The organism is Luteibacter sp. (genome assembly GCF_036499525.1).
GTDB lineage: Bacteria > Pseudomonadota > Gammaproteobacteria > Xanthomonadales > Rhodanobacteraceae > Luteibacter.
Genome location: NZ_DASYDO010000038.1, coordinates 28108 through 44238 on the forward strand (window position 1 = coordinate 28108; position 16131 = coordinate 44238).

General features: G+C 63.1%; 15 protein-coding genes and 1 pseudogene. 7 read left to right on the top strand and 9 right to left on the bottom strand.

Translation table 11 applies throughout. The annotated features are described in order from the left end of the window. Positions 1-4: 4 nt before the first annotated feature. The 6 genes from VGM71_RS07745 to VGM71_RS07770 all read right to left on the bottom strand — a co-directional run bounded on the left by VGM71_RS07745 (position 5) and on the right by VGM71_RS07770 (position 8055). Entirely contained in the window at positions 5-2518 is a 2514-nt protein-coding gene (locus VGM71_RS07745) for an FtsX-like permease family protein (RefSeq protein ID WP_331543668.1), read from the bottom strand. Further along, the gene (locus VGM71_RS07750) at positions 2511-3173 is read right to left on the bottom strand and encodes an ABC transporter ATP-binding protein (RefSeq protein ID WP_331543670.1); all 663 of its coding nucleotides are present in this window, start codon (positions 3171-3173) and stop codon (positions 2511-2513) included. Before VGM71_RS07750 ends, VGM71_RS07745 begins: the two co-directional genes overlap by 8 nt. Before the next feature lie 104 nt (positions 3174-3277). Beyond that, entirely contained in the window at positions 3278-4537 is a 1260-nt protein-coding gene (locus tag VGM71_RS07755; RefSeq protein ID WP_331543672.1) for an ABC transporter permease, read from the bottom strand. 11 nt (positions 4538-4548) lie between these two features. Further along, positions 4549-5868: an ABC transporter permease gene (locus VGM71_RS07760; protein ID WP_331543674.1), complete on the bottom strand. Its 1320-nt coding sequence runs from the start codon at positions 5866-5868 to the stop codon at positions 4549-4551. Between the two features lie 343 nt (positions 5869-6211). Then, on the bottom strand, positions 6212-6370 hold the full coding sequence (locus VGM71_RS07765; protein ID WP_331543676.1) for a hypothetical protein: 159 nt from the start codon (positions 6368-6370) through the stop codon (positions 6212-6214). A gap of 296 nt (positions 6371-6666) precedes the next feature. After that, the gene (locus tag VGM71_RS07770; protein ID WP_331543678.1) at positions 6667-8055 is read right to left on the bottom strand and encodes a cation:proton antiporter; all 1389 of its coding nucleotides are present in this window, start codon (positions 8053-8055) and stop codon (positions 6667-6669) included. A gap of 210 nt (positions 8056-8265) precedes the next feature. On the opposite strand from VGM71_RS07770, the gene VGM71_RS07775 reads away from it, so the two are divergent. Then, positions 8266-8793 (top strand): GNAT family N-acetyltransferase, encoded by a 528-nt coding sequence (locus VGM71_RS07775; RefSeq protein ID WP_331543680.1) that lies wholly within the window; start codon positions 8266-8268, stop codon positions 8791-8793. Positions 8794-9075: 282 nt separating this feature from the next. Next, positions 9076-9603: pseudogene (locus VGM71_RS07780) on the top strand (cation diffusion facilitator family transporter); the annotation flags it as partial. Here the strand turns inward: VGM71_RS07780 and VGM71_RS17665 are convergent. Next, positions 9591-10262 (bottom strand): MOSC domain-containing protein, encoded by a 672-nt coding sequence (locus VGM71_RS17665; RefSeq protein WP_414675105.1) that lies wholly within the window; start codon positions 10260-10262, stop codon positions 9591-9593. The pseudogene VGM71_RS07780 and the gene VGM71_RS17665 sit on opposite strands and share 13 nt — an antisense overlap. Before the next feature lie 165 nt (positions 10263-10427). Between VGM71_RS17665 and VGM71_RS07795 the strand changes: the two genes are divergently transcribed. From VGM71_RS07795 to tssA, 4 genes are all read left to right on the top strand, one after another. Continuing rightward, positions 10428-12443: a TonB-dependent receptor gene (locus tag VGM71_RS07795; RefSeq protein ID WP_331543682.1), complete on the top strand. Its 2016-nt coding sequence runs from the start codon at positions 10428-10430 to the stop codon at positions 12441-12443. A 46-nt stretch (positions 12444-12489) separates the two neighbouring features. Further along, the gene (locus VGM71_RS07800) at positions 12490-12933 is read left to right on the top strand and encodes a chromate transporter (RefSeq protein WP_331543685.1); all 444 of its coding nucleotides are present in this window, start codon (positions 12490-12492) and stop codon (positions 12931-12933) included. 181 nt (positions 12934-13114) lie between these two features. Continuing rightward, the gene (yiaA, locus tag VGM71_RS07805) at positions 13115-13507 is read left to right on the top strand and encodes an inner membrane protein YiaA (protein ID WP_331543687.1); all 393 of its coding nucleotides are present in this window, start codon (positions 13115-13117) and stop codon (positions 13505-13507) included. A 10-nt stretch (positions 13508-13517) separates the two neighbouring features. Further along, positions 13518-14504, top strand: coding sequence for a type VI secretion system protein TssA (gene tssA, locus VGM71_RS07810; RefSeq protein ID WP_331543689.1), 987 nt, complete (start codon positions 13518-13520; stop codon positions 14502-14504). A gap of 13 nt (positions 14505-14517) precedes the next feature. Here the strand turns inward: tssA and VGM71_RS07815 are convergent, their stop codons facing one another. Then, positions 14518-14985, bottom strand: coding sequence for a hypothetical protein (locus tag VGM71_RS07815; RefSeq protein ID WP_331543691.1), 468 nt, complete (start codon positions 14983-14985; stop codon positions 14518-14520). Positions 14986-15073: 88 nt separating this feature from the next. Then, on the bottom strand, positions 15074-15232 hold the full coding sequence (locus VGM71_RS07820) for a hypothetical protein (protein WP_331543693.1): 159 nt from the start codon (positions 15230-15232) through the stop codon (positions 15074-15076). Positions 15233-15379: 147 nt separating this feature from the next. Between VGM71_RS07820 and VGM71_RS07825 the strand changes: the two genes are divergently transcribed. Further along, complete coding sequence (locus VGM71_RS07825; RefSeq protein ID WP_331543695.1) at positions 15380-15955, top strand: M15 family metallopeptidase; 576 nt, start codon at positions 15380-15382, stop codon at positions 15953-15955. Positions 15956-16131 lie beyond the last annotated feature (176 nt).

Consider the following 16131-nt stretch of genomic DNA (forward strand, 5'->3'; position numbering starts at 1 on the left):
CGCACTACCAGTCCTCCCTGACGGCACGCACGGCATCCATGGAAAGGACACTTCGGCCCACGACGAGCGCGACACCCGCGGTCGCCACCACCAGGCCCGCCACGGCACCACACAGGAAAGGCCACGGCAGGATGGTGTCCATCGTCCAATGGAACGACTGGGGGTTCACCACATGGATGAGCACCTGGCTCATGGCCACGCCGAGGGCGACGCCAGCCACGCCGCCGACTCCACCCAGCAACGCGCCTTCAATCAGCAGCATCCGCATAAGCTCGCCACGTGTCGCGCCTACATGACGGAGCATGCCGAACTCCCTGATGCGTGCAAGCACCTGCGCGCCGACGGTGGCGGCAACGCCGGCAAGACCGACGCACACAGCGATGCCTTCGAGAAGATAGGTGATGAGGAAGCTCCGGTCGAATGCTTCGAGTGCTTTCCGCCGGATGTCCTGGGGGCGACTCACGGTGACGCCGCTTTTATCGGCGCCGATGGCCATGCGCAGGCCCGCAGCCACCCCATCGATAGTCGCACCGGGCGATACCAGCACCGACACGGCGGTGCGGCTACCGTCATCCGTCCATCGCGTGTAAGTTCGCTCGTCCACCACGATGGCGCCGTGCTGGCGCGCGTAGTCGCGCCACACGCCAGCCACCGTAACCTTCGGCGAACCGGCAAGCGGGAGCGCGAGCGTGTCCCCGGGCTTCCAGCCATAGACACGCGAAGCCGGCTCGGAAACCCATACGGGAACCGCGCCCTGGGGAACCGCGACCTGCTTGCCGATCAACGAGTGCTGCGCCCCAGGACCATCCAATGTGCGTGCTATCAGCATGACGGCGGGATGCCGCTCGTCGAACCGCAGCGGCGTCTCCTTGAGCACACCCAACCATGCCACGCCGGCCACCTTGCGCATGCGCGCCTGTGCAGTCGTGTCGAAACCACCCGCCGTCGTGTCGTTGACCTGCAAATAGATATCGGCCCCCAGCACGTCGCCAAGCCAGCGATCCACCGATCCCCGGAAGCTGGTCACCATGACCGCCATGGCCACGGTCAACGCCGTGGCCGCGAGAATGCCCGCCAGTGCCACGGACGCCTGCGACGGGGCGCCCCAGAGACGCGCCGTAGCCAGGCGAAACGGCACGGCCCTCAGCCGCAGGTTTCGAAGCGGCGAAACGAGCGCGCGAGCCAGCCAGGGCATGAGCGCGACGCCACTCGCAAGCAATAACGCCATTGCCACGTAGCCGAACAAGGCGATGCCCCGCACCGCGGGCAGCAAGGAGGCCAGGACGGCACATGCCAGCATGACGATGGCCCGCCATGGGCGAGCGCGAACGCGCGGATCGACGGTGTCGCCCGGATTCTTGATGGCGATGCCAGGGAGCGCACGCGCGGCCGCCAGTGCCGGCACCATGCTGCCGAGTACCGCGGCGGCTACACCGAGGACGCCAAAGATTCCCGCAGCCCATGGGGCGAAGACGAGTTGCGGCGTTCCACCCTGGAAATACCCACCACCCAGGTCCCCGCCGAGCAGCGTGAGCGCGAGCGACGCCAGCAGCAATCCGAGGCCGATACCCGCGCCCGCGCCAACCACGCCCAGCAGCACCGCCTCGACGAGTACCTGTCCCCGCACCTGGTTCCGTTCCATACCGAGTACGCGCAGCAGCGCGAACTGGGCATTCCGCCGTGCCACCGACAGGGACTGCGCGGAATAGACGAGAAAGCCTCCGGTCAGGAGCGCGACCAGGGCCAGCATGTCGAGGTTCACCCGATAGGCTGCGGACAGGCTGTCGTTCTGAGCCGCGTCGCTCGCCGCATCGATGACGATGGCGTCCGGGGGCAAGACCACGGCCAAGGCTCTCCGAGCCTGCGCGGCATTTACGCCGGATGCGAGATGGACGTCCAGACGCTGAAGGCGGCCGAGCATGCCGAAGCGCCACTGCACGGCGCCAATGTCCATGACGGCCAGCTGGGTTCCCGCTGCCGATGGCAAGGTGCCTGCGACCTTGACCTGGAACGCGTGCCCATTGGCATCAAGACGAATGGTTTCGCCGACCTTGCGCCCCGCCGCGGCCAGCGAGGTCGCCGAAAGGATGATCGACCTGCCTGCAAGGAAGTCCTGATATCCCGCCAGGCCGTTTCCGCTGGGCCCCTGACCCATGCTTCCCGCGCGAAAAACGTCGATACCCTCCAGCGTCACCGGAATCTTTCCGTCGATAACGGCACGCGTCGTGACGATGGGCGCCACGGAAAGTCCCGGGATACGAGCGATGCGCGGATAAAGCGCCTCGTCGAAACCGAACGCATTCGTGGCGCGTACCGTCAGGTCCGCCGTGCCGCTGACGGAGCGCACCGCCTTGTCGAATTCCCCCAACGCCGAAGCGTTGACGAGATGCACGGCAAACCCCAGCGCGACACCCAGGGCGATCGCCAACAGTGCCGCCAGCACGCGCCCGGGATAGGCACGCCACTCGCTCCACAGCAACCAGCCGCGAGCGACAGGAAACAGCTGCCTCTTAGCCACGTTCGACAAGACCCGCGGGCGACAGCACGAGGGACCGGTCCGCTGCCGCGGCCGCCACGGCGGAATGCGTCACGAGCAGCACGGCGGCGCCGGCATGCCGTACCTGCTCCACGAACAGGGCGAGCGTGCGGGCTGCCGTATCGGGATCCAGGTTGCCCGTGGGCTCATCGGCCAGGATCAGGCTCGGGCGGTGAACGAGAGCGCGGGCAACGGCCACGCGTTGCAGTTCGCCACCGGACAGTTCGCGCGGATAGGCGTCGCCGCGTCCTCCCAGCCCGACGGATGCAAGCATGGTGTTGGCGGCGGCCAACGACTCCTCGGCATCGCATCCCCGGAGTGCGAGCGGCAAGGCCACGTTATGGGCAAGATCGAGGTGCGGCAAAACATGGAACGCCTGGAACACGAAGCCGATGCGGTCACGCCTCAGCCGTGTACGACCATCATCATCGAGACTGGCGATGTCCGTACCCGCGATGTGCACACTCCCCGCATCCGGCGAGTCGAGCCCCGCGATGAGGTTCAGCAAGGTGGATTTACCCGCCCCGGATTCGCCGGTAATGGCGACGAAGTCGCCGGGAGCCAGCGCCAGGTCGATCCCCTCGAAGAGCATTCGCCCGCCAGGCACAGTCTTGACCAGGCCAGTGACGTTCAGCATCGGGGGGCTCCTCCGGTAAAGAAGGAAGTCTATACGAAGGTATGTGGAACCAAGGCGATAGACGGCGCGCCCGAAGCATGCAAGACACCGGTTTTTGTATCGACCTACACCGATCTCGTTGCCGCCACGGGCGGCACGTTCGACGCACGCCTGGCCGGAACGAAAACAGCAAACTGCCCCAGCAAGAGCACGGCCGCCACGCCGACGATGACCCACGGCACTGGAATGCGGTCCATCCCGAAATTCCGCATCAGCCAGAAATTGAGCCCTAGCGCCAACAGGATGCCGATGATCGCCCCACCGCAAGCGATGGTGAGGTTCTCCAGTTGGAAATAATGCAGTATGTCGACCTTGCGCGCCCCCAGCGCACGGCGCACGCCGATCTGCTTGCGACGTTGACCGACCCAGAAGCTGGTCAGTCCCACGATACCCGTTGCCGTCACGCCGATAAGAATGACGGACACCACGCCCATCAGGATCGCCATGCCCATATCCGACTGGTAGGCATCGTTGCGGATCCGCTCGAACGACTTCACGGATTCTTCGTCGTCGAGCACGCGCATCGGATTCACCCCATAAAGCACCGAAGGAACCGCCTTCATTGCCGCGTCCCGCCTTCCTGGCCGGGCGCGAACGGCGTAGCGCGAATAAGTGGAGTTGAGGCGCGCAGGCACCAACACCCCGTTCCACGCGAAGGTCTTCGCCCAAACGGCACCCTGTAGACGTTCGACCACGCCAATGACCCTGGTGGGCGCCGCGGCACCATCGAGATACAGGACCTGCCCCACGGCGTCCTTGTCCGGGAACAATTTTTCCGCCATCGCCTTGGTGATCACGATCAGGTCCGGCGTGCGCTGCTCGCCTCCCGAGTAATGCTGCACTTCGTCGGCATGGAAGAAGCGGCCGGACACCAGTTTCAGACCGAGCGTGGTCAAGGCCTGTTCGTCCATGAAGAAATAGCTGGCAAGCGCGGTGCCCTTGCTCGTGCTGTCGTACTCGCCGTTGCCAGGATTGATGCCCACCGAGCCTACCCGCGACGAGCTGTAAAGCGGCAAGGAAGTCGTCGGCGCCACCGAAGCCACGTCCGGCATGCTTCTCAGGGCCGCCAGATCTTCCTTTTGCATCGCATCGAGCCGCTCCGCTCCGGCCGCGGTATCCGAGCCAGGCGTACCCACCCATTGCTGGGATACGAGGAACAGGTCTTCTTCGACCAGGCCGGTGGGCTGGTTGATGTTATGTATCCGCTGGCCAATGATGAAAAGCGCATTGCAGACAATCGCCAGGGTGAGTGCGATCTGCAACGCGATCAACACGACACCGGATTTATGCTTGCGCAACGCCGCGAGTATGGGGTGGAGGGTCATATCCTTGGTCCTCAGTTCGATTTCAGCTGCCACGCGGGCTGCACGCGGGCTGCGCGGAATGTCGGGTAAAGGCCGGCCAACAACGTGGCGAAAACGGCCACCGCGAGCGTCAGCAGCAACAGCGACATATCCAGTGTCGCAAGTGCGGCAGTACCCTTCGGCAGGACGACTCCCACGCCGAGTATCCCGACGCCGGTAAGGGCAATGCCCAGCAGGCCACCCGCCACGCCGATCATTCCGGCCTCCGTGAGGAACTGCGCGTAGATGGCGAGCCGCCCTGCACCAAGCGCACGGCGGACACCAATTTCGCCACTGCGGCGCAGGAACTTCGCCAGCAGGAGGCCCGACGTGTTGACCAGACACACGACCAGGAGCCCAAGTGCGACAAGCAGCGATATCTTGGTATCGGACGGAACCACCTGCTCGCTTACCAGCCATGCCGGAAGATCGTGTAGCCGGATATTCGGCGCCCAGGTGAATCGCCCGGAGTGCTGCTGGTCGCGAGCGTAGCTCTCCAGGTAGTCCCGATAAGCCGATACGGCCTTCGCGTTGTCCAGTTGCGCCAGGTAACCCAACCAGACGCAGGAGGACCGCTGCAGGCCCACGAAACCGGATTCCTCAGGTGGTTTCACGCAACCGGTGTTGCCATCGTTCGGAATGCCCCATTCGATGGCGCGCTCGAAAGGTAGGAACAAGTCGTCCGACGCGGTCGAGAATCCGCCTGTATTCTGGATATCGTAGAAGCGAGGCTGGGGATTCCATTCGTCGAGCACGCCCACCACGCGATAGTTCCTGCCTTCGACGTTGACGGACTTTCCGATGCTGTTCTCGCCGCCGAACAGCTTCCGGTTGAGCTTGCTGCTAATGACGGCCACCGCCGAACGCTGCCTGTCATCGTCGGCACTCCAGCCACTGCCGTATCTGAACGGTGCCTCGACCATGGGAAAGAACTCGCCATACACCACGTGCCCACTGACATTGAACGGGTGCTCGCCGGGCCGGGTTGGCACGACCGAGGAAGAAATGATGTAGATCGGCGATTGCAGCTTCGCGCGATGGTCTCGCATCAAGGCCATAGCGTCAGTGTAGGACAGTGCGTCGACCGGCTCGATGCTGCCGTCGCGGTGCGCGCTGGGGCCCCAGGCATCGATCTGCGGTACGAACAAGCGCGACGATTTCCACGGAATCGGGTCGCCCGAGACCGCCCGGAAAACCGAATAGGTAGTCATGGAAGCGGCGACGCCGAACCCGATAGCGAGAACCATCAGGGCCGTGAGGCCAGGGCTGCGCTTGAGGCTGCGCACGGCCAATTCGAGGTAGTACCTGAGCATGCCTTTATCCCTTCCCCTGATAGACAGCGAACCCCGTCCGCTCTCGGACACGTCTGCAATTGGCATGCCACAGATGGAAGGAACGAAAACGTCCGATACGGCAGGTGGTTAGAAGCAAGCCAAGGGATAAGTGAGGTGTCCGCGGACACCGGCTTCGGACGTTGGCCGGACAACGAGCGTCCGCGAGACCCACTTCCCTGCGTCTATGAGCGGTCCTCGAGTCCCTTCGGCTTCCGCGGAAGCAACGGCAAGACCTCCATGCTCTTCCCCTTCACCGGCCGCGCCGAACTCGCCGGCGTGATTGACCTTGAGGATCCGGTTGCCCAGGTCTGTCACTTGGCGTTCAATGCCCCGTGGCCTTGTCCTTGACGAACTGGGTGCGGTACCACTGCGGCTTGCCATTCTTGACCATGACGCGATCCCAAGCCTGTGCCGCGAGCACCTTCGCATTCTGGTTGCCACCGTCAATGCGTGACGCCACGGTCGCCAGGGCGAGAGCCAATTGAGTGTCCGTTCCGTGATCCCCTGATTGGCGGATTGCCAACGCCGGATATTCTTCCTGTCGGGAGAATTTGAATCAAGGCATCCCGGCTGGCGGCCGAGTCCATACCAACAGCAAAATTCCTACAAGTTTTCTTGTCGGGAGCCGCTTTCACTGACTCAGGCAAAGCCCGACACTCTCGGTGCCGCTCGAGCTGGCGAAGTGACGCCCAGCCTGTACTTGCTCCGCCTTAGAGCATTCTCCCAGACTTGACCTTGCAGATTACTGTACATTCCGAGTCCGGACTCATGGCTGTCTCACTCTGACGGGTGACGATCGGCTTGCTCGGGGGCCCGGAAGGCTTTGCCCTCCGCCGCCTTCATCGCCCGAGCCCGCCATTGCATCAAAGGCGTCACGCTGATCCCGTGCGTGACCACGCTCACCGCGACCACCGTCAGTACTACCCCCTCGAATACCTGGCCCGGAACCCCGCTGAATCCGTGACCGATCGCGAAAGCCATGTAGTTGAGGCTACCCAGCCCGCGAATGCCGAACCAGCCAATCAGAAGCCGCCGTTGCCAGGGTGCCCTGCTCCGAATGGTTGCCAGCCACACCGACAACGGGCGGATCACAAGCAGTAGCACTACGGCAAGCATCAGGCCGTGCCAGTTGACAGCCGGCACGACCGCGATGCCTACGGCCAGCACCAATGCCACGGCGATCAGCCGCTCGATCGTCTCGCCGAACGACAAGGCATCGGATACGACCCAGCCCACGGTTTCTTTCGGATGGACGACGCTCGCCTGCGCCCGCTCGTTGGGAGTGATCCGCGTCTCCGCGGGCTCGTCGAATGGCGCCTCGCCCTTCTCCACCGATTCCTTACTCCGGCTGCTGACTTGAAGCTCTACGCGGCGCAAACCAACGCCAGCCGCGAATGCGGCGAGGAAACCGGATGCCTCCACCAGATGACTCACCGCGTAGACGACGACCATGATGCCCAGCGCCAGGAAATCGCTTGGAGCGACATCGCGGGATGCGTGGCGCAGGTGCGTCCCCACGTAGCCAAGGCCCCACCCGCCGACGAAGCCGATGAGAAGGCCTCCTGCCAATCCCCACAAAACATCTACCGTCAGCCAATGGGTGAGCACGTTCGCCGTGCCGGCATCCTGATCCATCAAGGCAAGGGCGAGGAAAAGAAGCGGGAGCGCGGTACCGTCGTTCAAGCCGGCCTCGCCCGACAGCGCCACACGGAGAGCGTCGTCGTCGCGGGCATCGTCGACCGAGACCAGAGAGGCCAGTACCGGATCGGTGGGGCTGACCACAGCGGCAAGGGCCAGTGCGGCTGCGAAGGGCCAGCCCAGGCCAAGGTAAGCGACGGCAACCACGCCCGATGCGGTAAGCGCCATGGCCGGCAACGCGAGCCGCACCGCCATGCGCCATCCCGAATCGCTAAACGGCAGGCGGAGCTTGAGGCCGGTGACGAACAGGGAGACGACCAACGCCGCCTCGGTCGCCCAGTGCAACCAGTGAATATGGTCCGCTGTAGAGGGAAGCTTCGCCAGGGCGAGTATCGCTGGGCCGATGACGATGCCGACGACGAGATAAATCGCGAACGTCGTGACCGGCCCCCTGTTTATCCACCCCGACAGGAAGGAAGTGGCCAACAAGAGGGTGCCAGTCAGCACTAGCCACCAGAGTGCGGTCATGGAGTTAATGATTGCTTGGGTTGGGTCAACACGGTGCGAAAGCCATTAACGCGCCCTGCTCCGTGAGCACGTATTCCTGACAGCTGCTGCCGTCCGATGCCGGCTGGCTGGCGAGGATCAGGCAACAAGGTTAATGGACCGGAGTCTGCTTGCTGGGTGCGACCGTCAGCCTGTTGGCTCTGGTGTTCTGGCGCACTAAGATCCATCTCCATGATTGAAACCGACCGCCTCATTTTGTCCACACCGGCCATCGCTGACTTCGATGCATACCACGCACTGTTCTCGGAACCACCGGTGTACCGGTTTTTCGGTAATACACCCCTCACGCGAAACGAGTCCTGGACGAAGTTCCTCAGGGGCATCGGACACTGGTCTGTGTTCGGCTTCGGCATGTTTTCCATACGGGAAAAGACCACCCGGCGATACCTCGGCGAAACCGGACTGGTTCACTTCCAGCGGGAGCTCGGGCCCGACTTCGATTCCTGCGCGGAAGCTGTCTGGATTCTTACCAGCGATGCCCATGGCAAGGGCTATGCGACCGAAGCTGCCGAGGCGGCGCTTCGATGGATATTCGACACCAAGGGAGAGCAGCGCAGCGTGTGTCTTATCGATCCGGAGAACACGGGGTCCACCCGCGTCGCCGAGAAGCTGGGTTACCGGATGCTTGAGCCGCGGACCTATCGCGAGAAGCCGGTGACCATTTTAGAACGTATGCCTGACCGGGAGCACCTGACGTGAGCAAGCCACCCGCAGCCTGCCCTTCGTTGCCACGTTCCACACTGCCAACAATCTGCGCCAGGACGCCTGGTTGCGTACGAGCGAAAGGTCTCTCTGGCGGCCCGTCTGCCGTGCAATGTGCCGCACGCCATGAGTCGCAATAACTTACCGTCTCATTTCAGATAGGTCTTCAACACGGCCAACACAGGCGCCAGTTCAGCGTCATGGTTCACGTTGTCCTCGCCAAGGTGCGCAGTCAGGTGCCCCTCCATCACTTGATAGATGAGCCCATTGACCGCGCCCCTTGGCGGTTTCAGCCGCGCGATCTTGCTCGGCGTGGTGGCCGTCCTGATGCTTGTCCAATTCGTGGAACGTTTTTTCGAGTCCAGCCTTATTCATTACAACGAAGCCATCGCCATCGCTGCGCTCGGATTGCTTGTGAATCTGCTGTGCGCCTGCCTGCTCCGTGGCGCGGACCACCATCACCACGGGCACGGGCACGGGCACGACCATGATCACCATCACGGGCATCACGATGTGAATTTGCGGTCTGCCTATATCCACGTGATCGCCGACGCCGCCACCTCCGTGCTGGCTATCGTTGCTCTCCTGGGCGGCAAATTTTACGGCGCGTCCTGGCTGGACCCCGTCATGGGTGTCGCTGGCTCCGTCCTCGTCGCACGCTGGGCTATCGGGTTGTTGAAGGAATCGGGAAAGATCCTCCTCGATGCCGAGATGGATAGTCCGGTGGTGCAGGAAGTCCGGGACGTTATCGAACAGGAGCTACCGCAAGCGTCTATTACGGATCTGCACCTCTGTCAGCGAGCCCGGCGAGCAGCCAGTTGCCGCCACCCTTCCGCTAGTGTCGAAAGGCTTGCCAGCGATTGAAGCAACTCACGGTTGTGTCGCTCGACGTAGAGCGCTCGCCATACTCGCTCGATCGTCCATTCCGGCGAAACACGGTCGATGCGTTCGAGCATGGCGTCAGGCGATACCTCGCCCTCTTCAAGTACTCGGTAGTACCAGCCCGTGCGACCTGACGTCTGCACGCGCGATGCCATGTCCTCTACCTGGAATCGGGCATTGAGCTTCCAGCAGGGTTGACGCCCCTGGCTTACCTGGAGCGTTGCGGTGCCGAGCCTGAAGACGTCACCGACGGCCACATCCTTCTCCGTCCATCCGCTCGTAGACAGGTTCTCGCCGAATGCGCCGGCCTGTTCGAGTACCTGTGCGGCACCGATCTCATCGCGCCACCCCGCGTAGTGATCGAAGGGATAGTGATGGATGGCCTTCTCCTGGCCGCCGTGGTGTTTCAGGTCCGCCTGGCTGTCGCCGTCGAAGCCTGTGCGGGTGGCCCTCATGGGCCGATCCGCAGGAACCTTATGGATGGCGCTGGGTTTACCAGAATCGGCCAGCGGAGAGATCGCTCCGACCAGGACCATTCCGATGGGGAGGGTATGGCTCACATCCTCGGCTCCTCGACTCGCCATCGCTCTCGTCACCCACCGTGTTGTGCCCGCCACCGCCAGCTTGAAGAAGTTTCTGGCTCCGATCAATGCGGACTGGCCTGCAACATGGTTGTGCCACTTGAATTAACCGTATGTTATAACATTCAGTACAAGGCACCTTACGATCTTCACCAGGGGCAGGACCAAATGCGCAACAACCCACTCACTCTTTCGATCGCCGCGCTTCTCGGCATCGCCGCACCGACCATTCAAGCTGCGGATACCCCCAACGTGGCGACGCAGGCGACGACTCCGCAGGAGAGCGCGCAGACGACTCCGGCAACCCGGAACCTCGAGGGCGTCATCGTCAACGCCGTTCCGCTCGGCCAGACGGTCGACCAGATCGTCCATCCCGTCAGCGTGCTCTCAGGCAGCGCACTGGACGACGCGCGCGGCGTATCGCTGGGCGAGACGGTGTCGACCATTCCGGGCGTGCAGAGCACGGCTCTTGGCACCGCCGTTGGCCGCCCGGTCATTCGCGGCCTCGACGGCCCGCGCGTTTCCGTTCTGGAAAACGGGCTTCCCTCACAGGACGTCTCGAACGTCAGCCAGGATCACGCCGTCACGCTCGAACCGTTCCTCGCCGACCAGATCGAAGTGCTGAAGGGACCTTCGACCCTTCTCTACGGATCGGGCGCCATCGGTGGCGTGGTCAACGTGGTGGACGGACGCGTGCCGGAAAAGGCGCCTGACAATGGATTCGCGGGCCGCGTGGAAGCGCGCCACGATTCGGTGTCGGACGGCAACACGGGCATGTTCCGCGTGGATGCCGGCGACAAGTCGTTTGCGCTGCATGCAGACGCGATGCACCGCGACAACGACAGCTACGACATCCCGGGCGGCACGCTGGCCAACAGCCAGGTAAAGACCACCGCAGGATCGGTCGGCGTCTCCCTGCTTGGAGACTGGGGTTTCCTGGGCCTATCCGTGTCGCGCTTCATGGACCGCTATGGCAGCCCCGCCGAACCCGGCGATCCGGCGGAAGGGGAAGATCCGGTCACCATCAAGATGGCTCAGACCAACTACAACTTGAAGGGCGGCCTCATCAGCCCGATCAACGGCATCAGCAAGATCGAATTCAACCTCGGGCACAACGGCTACCAGCACGTCGAATACGACGGCGACACGCCGGGGACCACGTTCACCACGATGAGCAACCAGAGCCGCGTGGTCATTACGCATGACCCGCTGGCGGATTGGGTCGGCGCGTTTGGCGTGCAGACCGAGCATCGCCAGTTCTCCGCGGTGGGCGACGAAACGTTCGTGCCCGCCACGACCACGAAGGAAGTGGGCGTGTTCCTGACCGAGCAGCGCGACTTCGGTCCTCTCAAGATCGAACTCGGTGCGCGTCATGACAAGCAGGACGCTACACCCGAGGGCGGCCGCAAGCGCTCGTTCTCACCCAACTCGTTCTCCGCGGGTGCCGCGTGGCGCTTCTCGGACATGTGGCACCTGAGCCTGAACCTCGATCACGCCGAGCGCGCACCGGCCGAAGAAGAACTGTTCTCCAACGGCCCGCATGACGCGTCGGGCACGTTCGAGGTGGGCGATCCCAACCTCGACAAGGAAAAGTCGAACCAGGCAGAACTCGGCTTGCACCTGCATGGCGACCTGATCGAGGGCAAGGTGGCGGTGTATTACAACCGCTACAACAACTTCATCTACCTTGCCGACACCGGTGAGGTCGAAGACGACCTGCCCGTCCGCAACTGGGCACAGAACGACGCCAAGTTCCGTGGCGCGGAAGCGGAGGCCACGTTCCACGTCGCCAAGGGCGCCAATGGAAACTGGGATATCCGCGCCTTCGGAGACACCGTTCGCGCCACCCTGTCGGACGGCGGTGGCAACGTGCCGCGTATCCCCGCGGGCCGCGGCGGCCTGCAGCTCAAGTGGTCGATGGAGGATCTGCGCGCAAGCGTGGGCGCGGTGCGCTACTTCAAGCAGGACAAGACGGCCGAGTTCGAGACCGACACGGCCGGTTACACCCTTGTGGATGCCCACTTCGCCTGGACCTTCCACAACGATCCGCGCACCCAATGGGAAGCATTCGTCGATGGCAACAACCTGACGAACCAGACGGCGCGACCGGCGACCTCGCTGTTCAAGGATGTCGCACCCCTCCCCGGTCGTAATGTTTCCGTGGGCGTGCGCGGGTATTTCTAATGCAGGCGCTTGGAGCGCAAAAAACCGTTCCGACTTATATGCAGCGTTGCAGCATGAGCACCCGGATGACCGATATCGCGCACGAACACACACGGCCCGGGCACGCACTCATGCAGAATTCAGCAGCCAGTTCGCAGGCACGTGGGGACAGGCGGTTATCCATGGCCTCAAACTGGTCGCGGTCGCCACCGTCAGTTTGCTGGCGATTTTTCTGCCGGGCCTTCTCGTGGTGAGCAGTGCCCTACCCGTCTGGCGCGCGTTGGCGGCGCGCACGCAGGCAGTTCGGATGCTGGCAGGTGTCAACGCCGCGGTGGTTGGGCTGCTGGCCTCGGCACTTTATGACCCGGTGTGGATCGGCGCCATCCATGGCAGCAAGGATTTCGCCATCGCCGTCATCGCCTTCGTTGGATTGATGACGGCCCGGTGCCCCCCGCTCCTTGCGGTCGTGTGGTGCGTGCTTGCCTCTCTTCTTAGGGGCTACTGGCCCTGACCTGCTGTTCGGCAATGAATTCCGAAATGCGCCGTCGCGGCTCCCTTACTCAGAAACGTCTTAGCTCCACACACAGGCTACGAAAGAATGCCCGGCATAGGACTATTCTGATTTTTTCGAGCCTACGTCGTTTCCTCGTTCTTTCGCCGCTAACATCGCACTCCACGAAAAGGAGTGACCCATGAGCACGACCACCCAACGCCCCTCCCCTGCCTTCGTCGGCGCCTCCTGGCTCGCTCTTGTCGCAGGCATGGTGACCTTCTTCGCCGGCCTCTGGCGCTCGGACATGCAATCCAATGAAAAGGGCTACTACTTCGCGGTGATCATGTACGGCCTTTTCGCTGCCGTGTCTGTACAGAAGGCGGTTCGAGACCGGCTACAGAACATCCCGGTGACAGCTATCTACTATGGCCTGGCCTGGGCATCGCTGCTCATTGCGATCACGCTGCTCGTCGTCGGACTGTTCAACGCCACGCTCACTTCCAGCGAAAAGGGCTTCTACGCCATGTCTTTCGCACTGAGCCTTTTCGCAGCCATTGCGGTCCAGAAGAATACACGCGACGCGCAGGACTGACTCCTTCGCCATGGACGATCTACTGCATCCCATCGCTGGCGATCTTCCCGCCGGCGAAGATCTGACGTTCTCGGCGGAGTTCGACACCATCGCCGAAGCCAGACGGCACGACGATCCGACGATCGCGCAGGGCGAATGGACTCGCGACCTCAAGACGGCCGACTGGCCACGAGTGCTCCGACTCTGTGAAGCGTTGCTTGGAAGCCGTACCAAGGATCTCCGGGTCGCGGGCTGGTACACCGAGGCCCATACTCAGGCTAACGGCTTCTCTGGCCTTGCCGCGGGCTACACCCTCACCCACGCGCTGTGCCGGGACTTCTGGGCCACGCTCCATCCGGCGGACGACGACGAGGAGCGTGCGGGCGCCCTACGCTGGCTTATCGTGCAATCCGCGGGCTGGATCAGACGCATCCCTCTCGGCGATACGTACACACTGGACGACCTCTCGGTGAGACAGGGCGGTCGCCCCGAAGCGATTGCCGAGCGGCGTGGCGTGTGGCGCGAAGCCATGCCGGCGCAGCACCAGGAGTTGCTGACCAGAGAAGTCGAGGCCGCGCTCGCTGCACTGGATGCCTTGGATGCCCAGATGCAAACACACCTGGGCGATGATGCTCCATCTGCCTCAGCGGCTGGTGCGGCCCTCGTCGAAGCACTGGACCTGCTCCGGGTGGAACGGTCCGCGGACAAACCTCAATCGGCACAGCCAGTCCCCGCGCGAGCCTTCGAGCAGGCCACCATGAAGAAAGCCGTCACGGCCATTACAGGCGAGAATCATCGCCTGCAAAGCCGCGAGGAGGCGCTACAGGCGCTCCGCGCCGTCGCCCGCTTCTTTCGCGACACCGAGCCTCATAGCCCCGTCGCTTATCTGGCCGACAAGGCAGCCCGCTGGGGAGAGATGCCCCTGCACATATGGCTGCACGCGGTACTGGGCGAAGGCGATGCCTTGAGCCAACTCAACCAGCTCCTCGATGCCGATAAACGCCCTGACGCGCCGTGAATAAGCGGAGCATTTACTTCACGCCGGGCGGCGTCGCGTGCGCCGTGCGGCGCTCGGCATCGATATGTTCGACCAGCACACTGAGGACGGCGACCTCGAACGACGGGGGTCTTGTCGCACGTCGTGTGCGCTTGCCTGACGATGTTGCGCTGGTCGGACCACTGACAAACGCAGCGGTTGCAAGGCGTCGAGCCACCCGCTCCGGCGTGATGACATCGAAGACCGCCCGCGGCACCTCGGGGCGCACGAACAGCGGATCGAACGGTATGGCAGGCAGCGGATCATCGTGTACGACACTAGCCGCGGTGCCATGGGGAGGCGATCCCCTCAACCCAAGAGCAAGGAAGGCAGCGGCGGTCAACACCGCAGCGACGCCAGCAATCCGCCAACGCCTTCGGCGCAAACGACCAGCGGGCAACCCAGCGAGCATACGCTTCGACGGATCGACTCGCGCCGATGGGTCGGTGGCCAACAAATCCATGTGCCTGTTCGTTGCCATTCGCGGGTTCCATGCGTGCCTCAAGAATCGAAGGCACCATACACAACACGTCGCGACGTGCCAACTGTAATCACGAGGCATGGAAATAACGTACATCGTCGACGGTGTCGCAGACCACGCGACAATGCTTGCTGTGCTGTCCTGCGCCGCTGCGCTTGCCATATGCATCAGCCTGCTTTATCCAGAGACCCTGGTGAGGTTTCGCCGCCGCCTCTTCGACACGCTGCATCGGATCGCCCAACGACTTTCAGCTTCGACGTATCAGCCGCTCAGGCACGTACTGCGCAGGGCAGGAAGTCGGCAAACGTGGGTACGCGCCGCAAGGTCAACGAAGCGCCCCCGTTGGCCTGCGGTCGCACTAGTCTGCACTCTGGCTGTGCCAGCCAGCGCAATCCTCGTATGGAGAGGCGATGCCCGCCTCGCATCCTTCGCCCGCAGTGAAACCTACGACACGCTCCCTGATGGCGCCGTTGCCGCACTGCTTCGCGGGGAACACCTCACGCCTCCGGCGTCGCTCCCGCCAGCGATCTTCGCTACACGTGAAGTGGAACTTGTTCGTCCGCGGCTAGCCTTCGCAAGCCGTAAATGGGACCTGCTTGACGATGCGTTCTCGCAGCGCCTGCTGCGCGTCTATCAATTGATGAAGGAGCGCTACGGCTACGACATGGTGCTGATCGAAGGTTACCGAAGCCCGGAACGCCAGAACGAACTGGCCGGCATGGGCAGCCACGTCACCCGCGCTGCCGCCTACCAGAGCTATCACCAGTACGGGCTCGCGGCCGACAGTGCGTTTATCAAGGATGGCCGGCTCGTCATCAGCGAAAAGGATCCATGGGCCATGCAAGGCTATCGGTTGTTCGGTGAGTTGGCCACGGAGTTCGGGTTGACCTGGGGTGGCCACTGGACCTTCCGGGATTTCGGCCACGTGGAGTGGCGCAGGCGCGGTAGGTGATTCTTACCCTTTCGGTCTGTTCCTAAAATTTTTCGATTTTTCAGAATTGTCCTAAAGCCAAGCATCGATGGCGGTTGCTACCGTCGCACTCCGTTGCCGGAAAGGGGTGCCATCCATGTTCATGTACAAGACCTTCGAGGCGCCGACCTTCGTCGAGCAGTTCGCCGCGGTGGCGA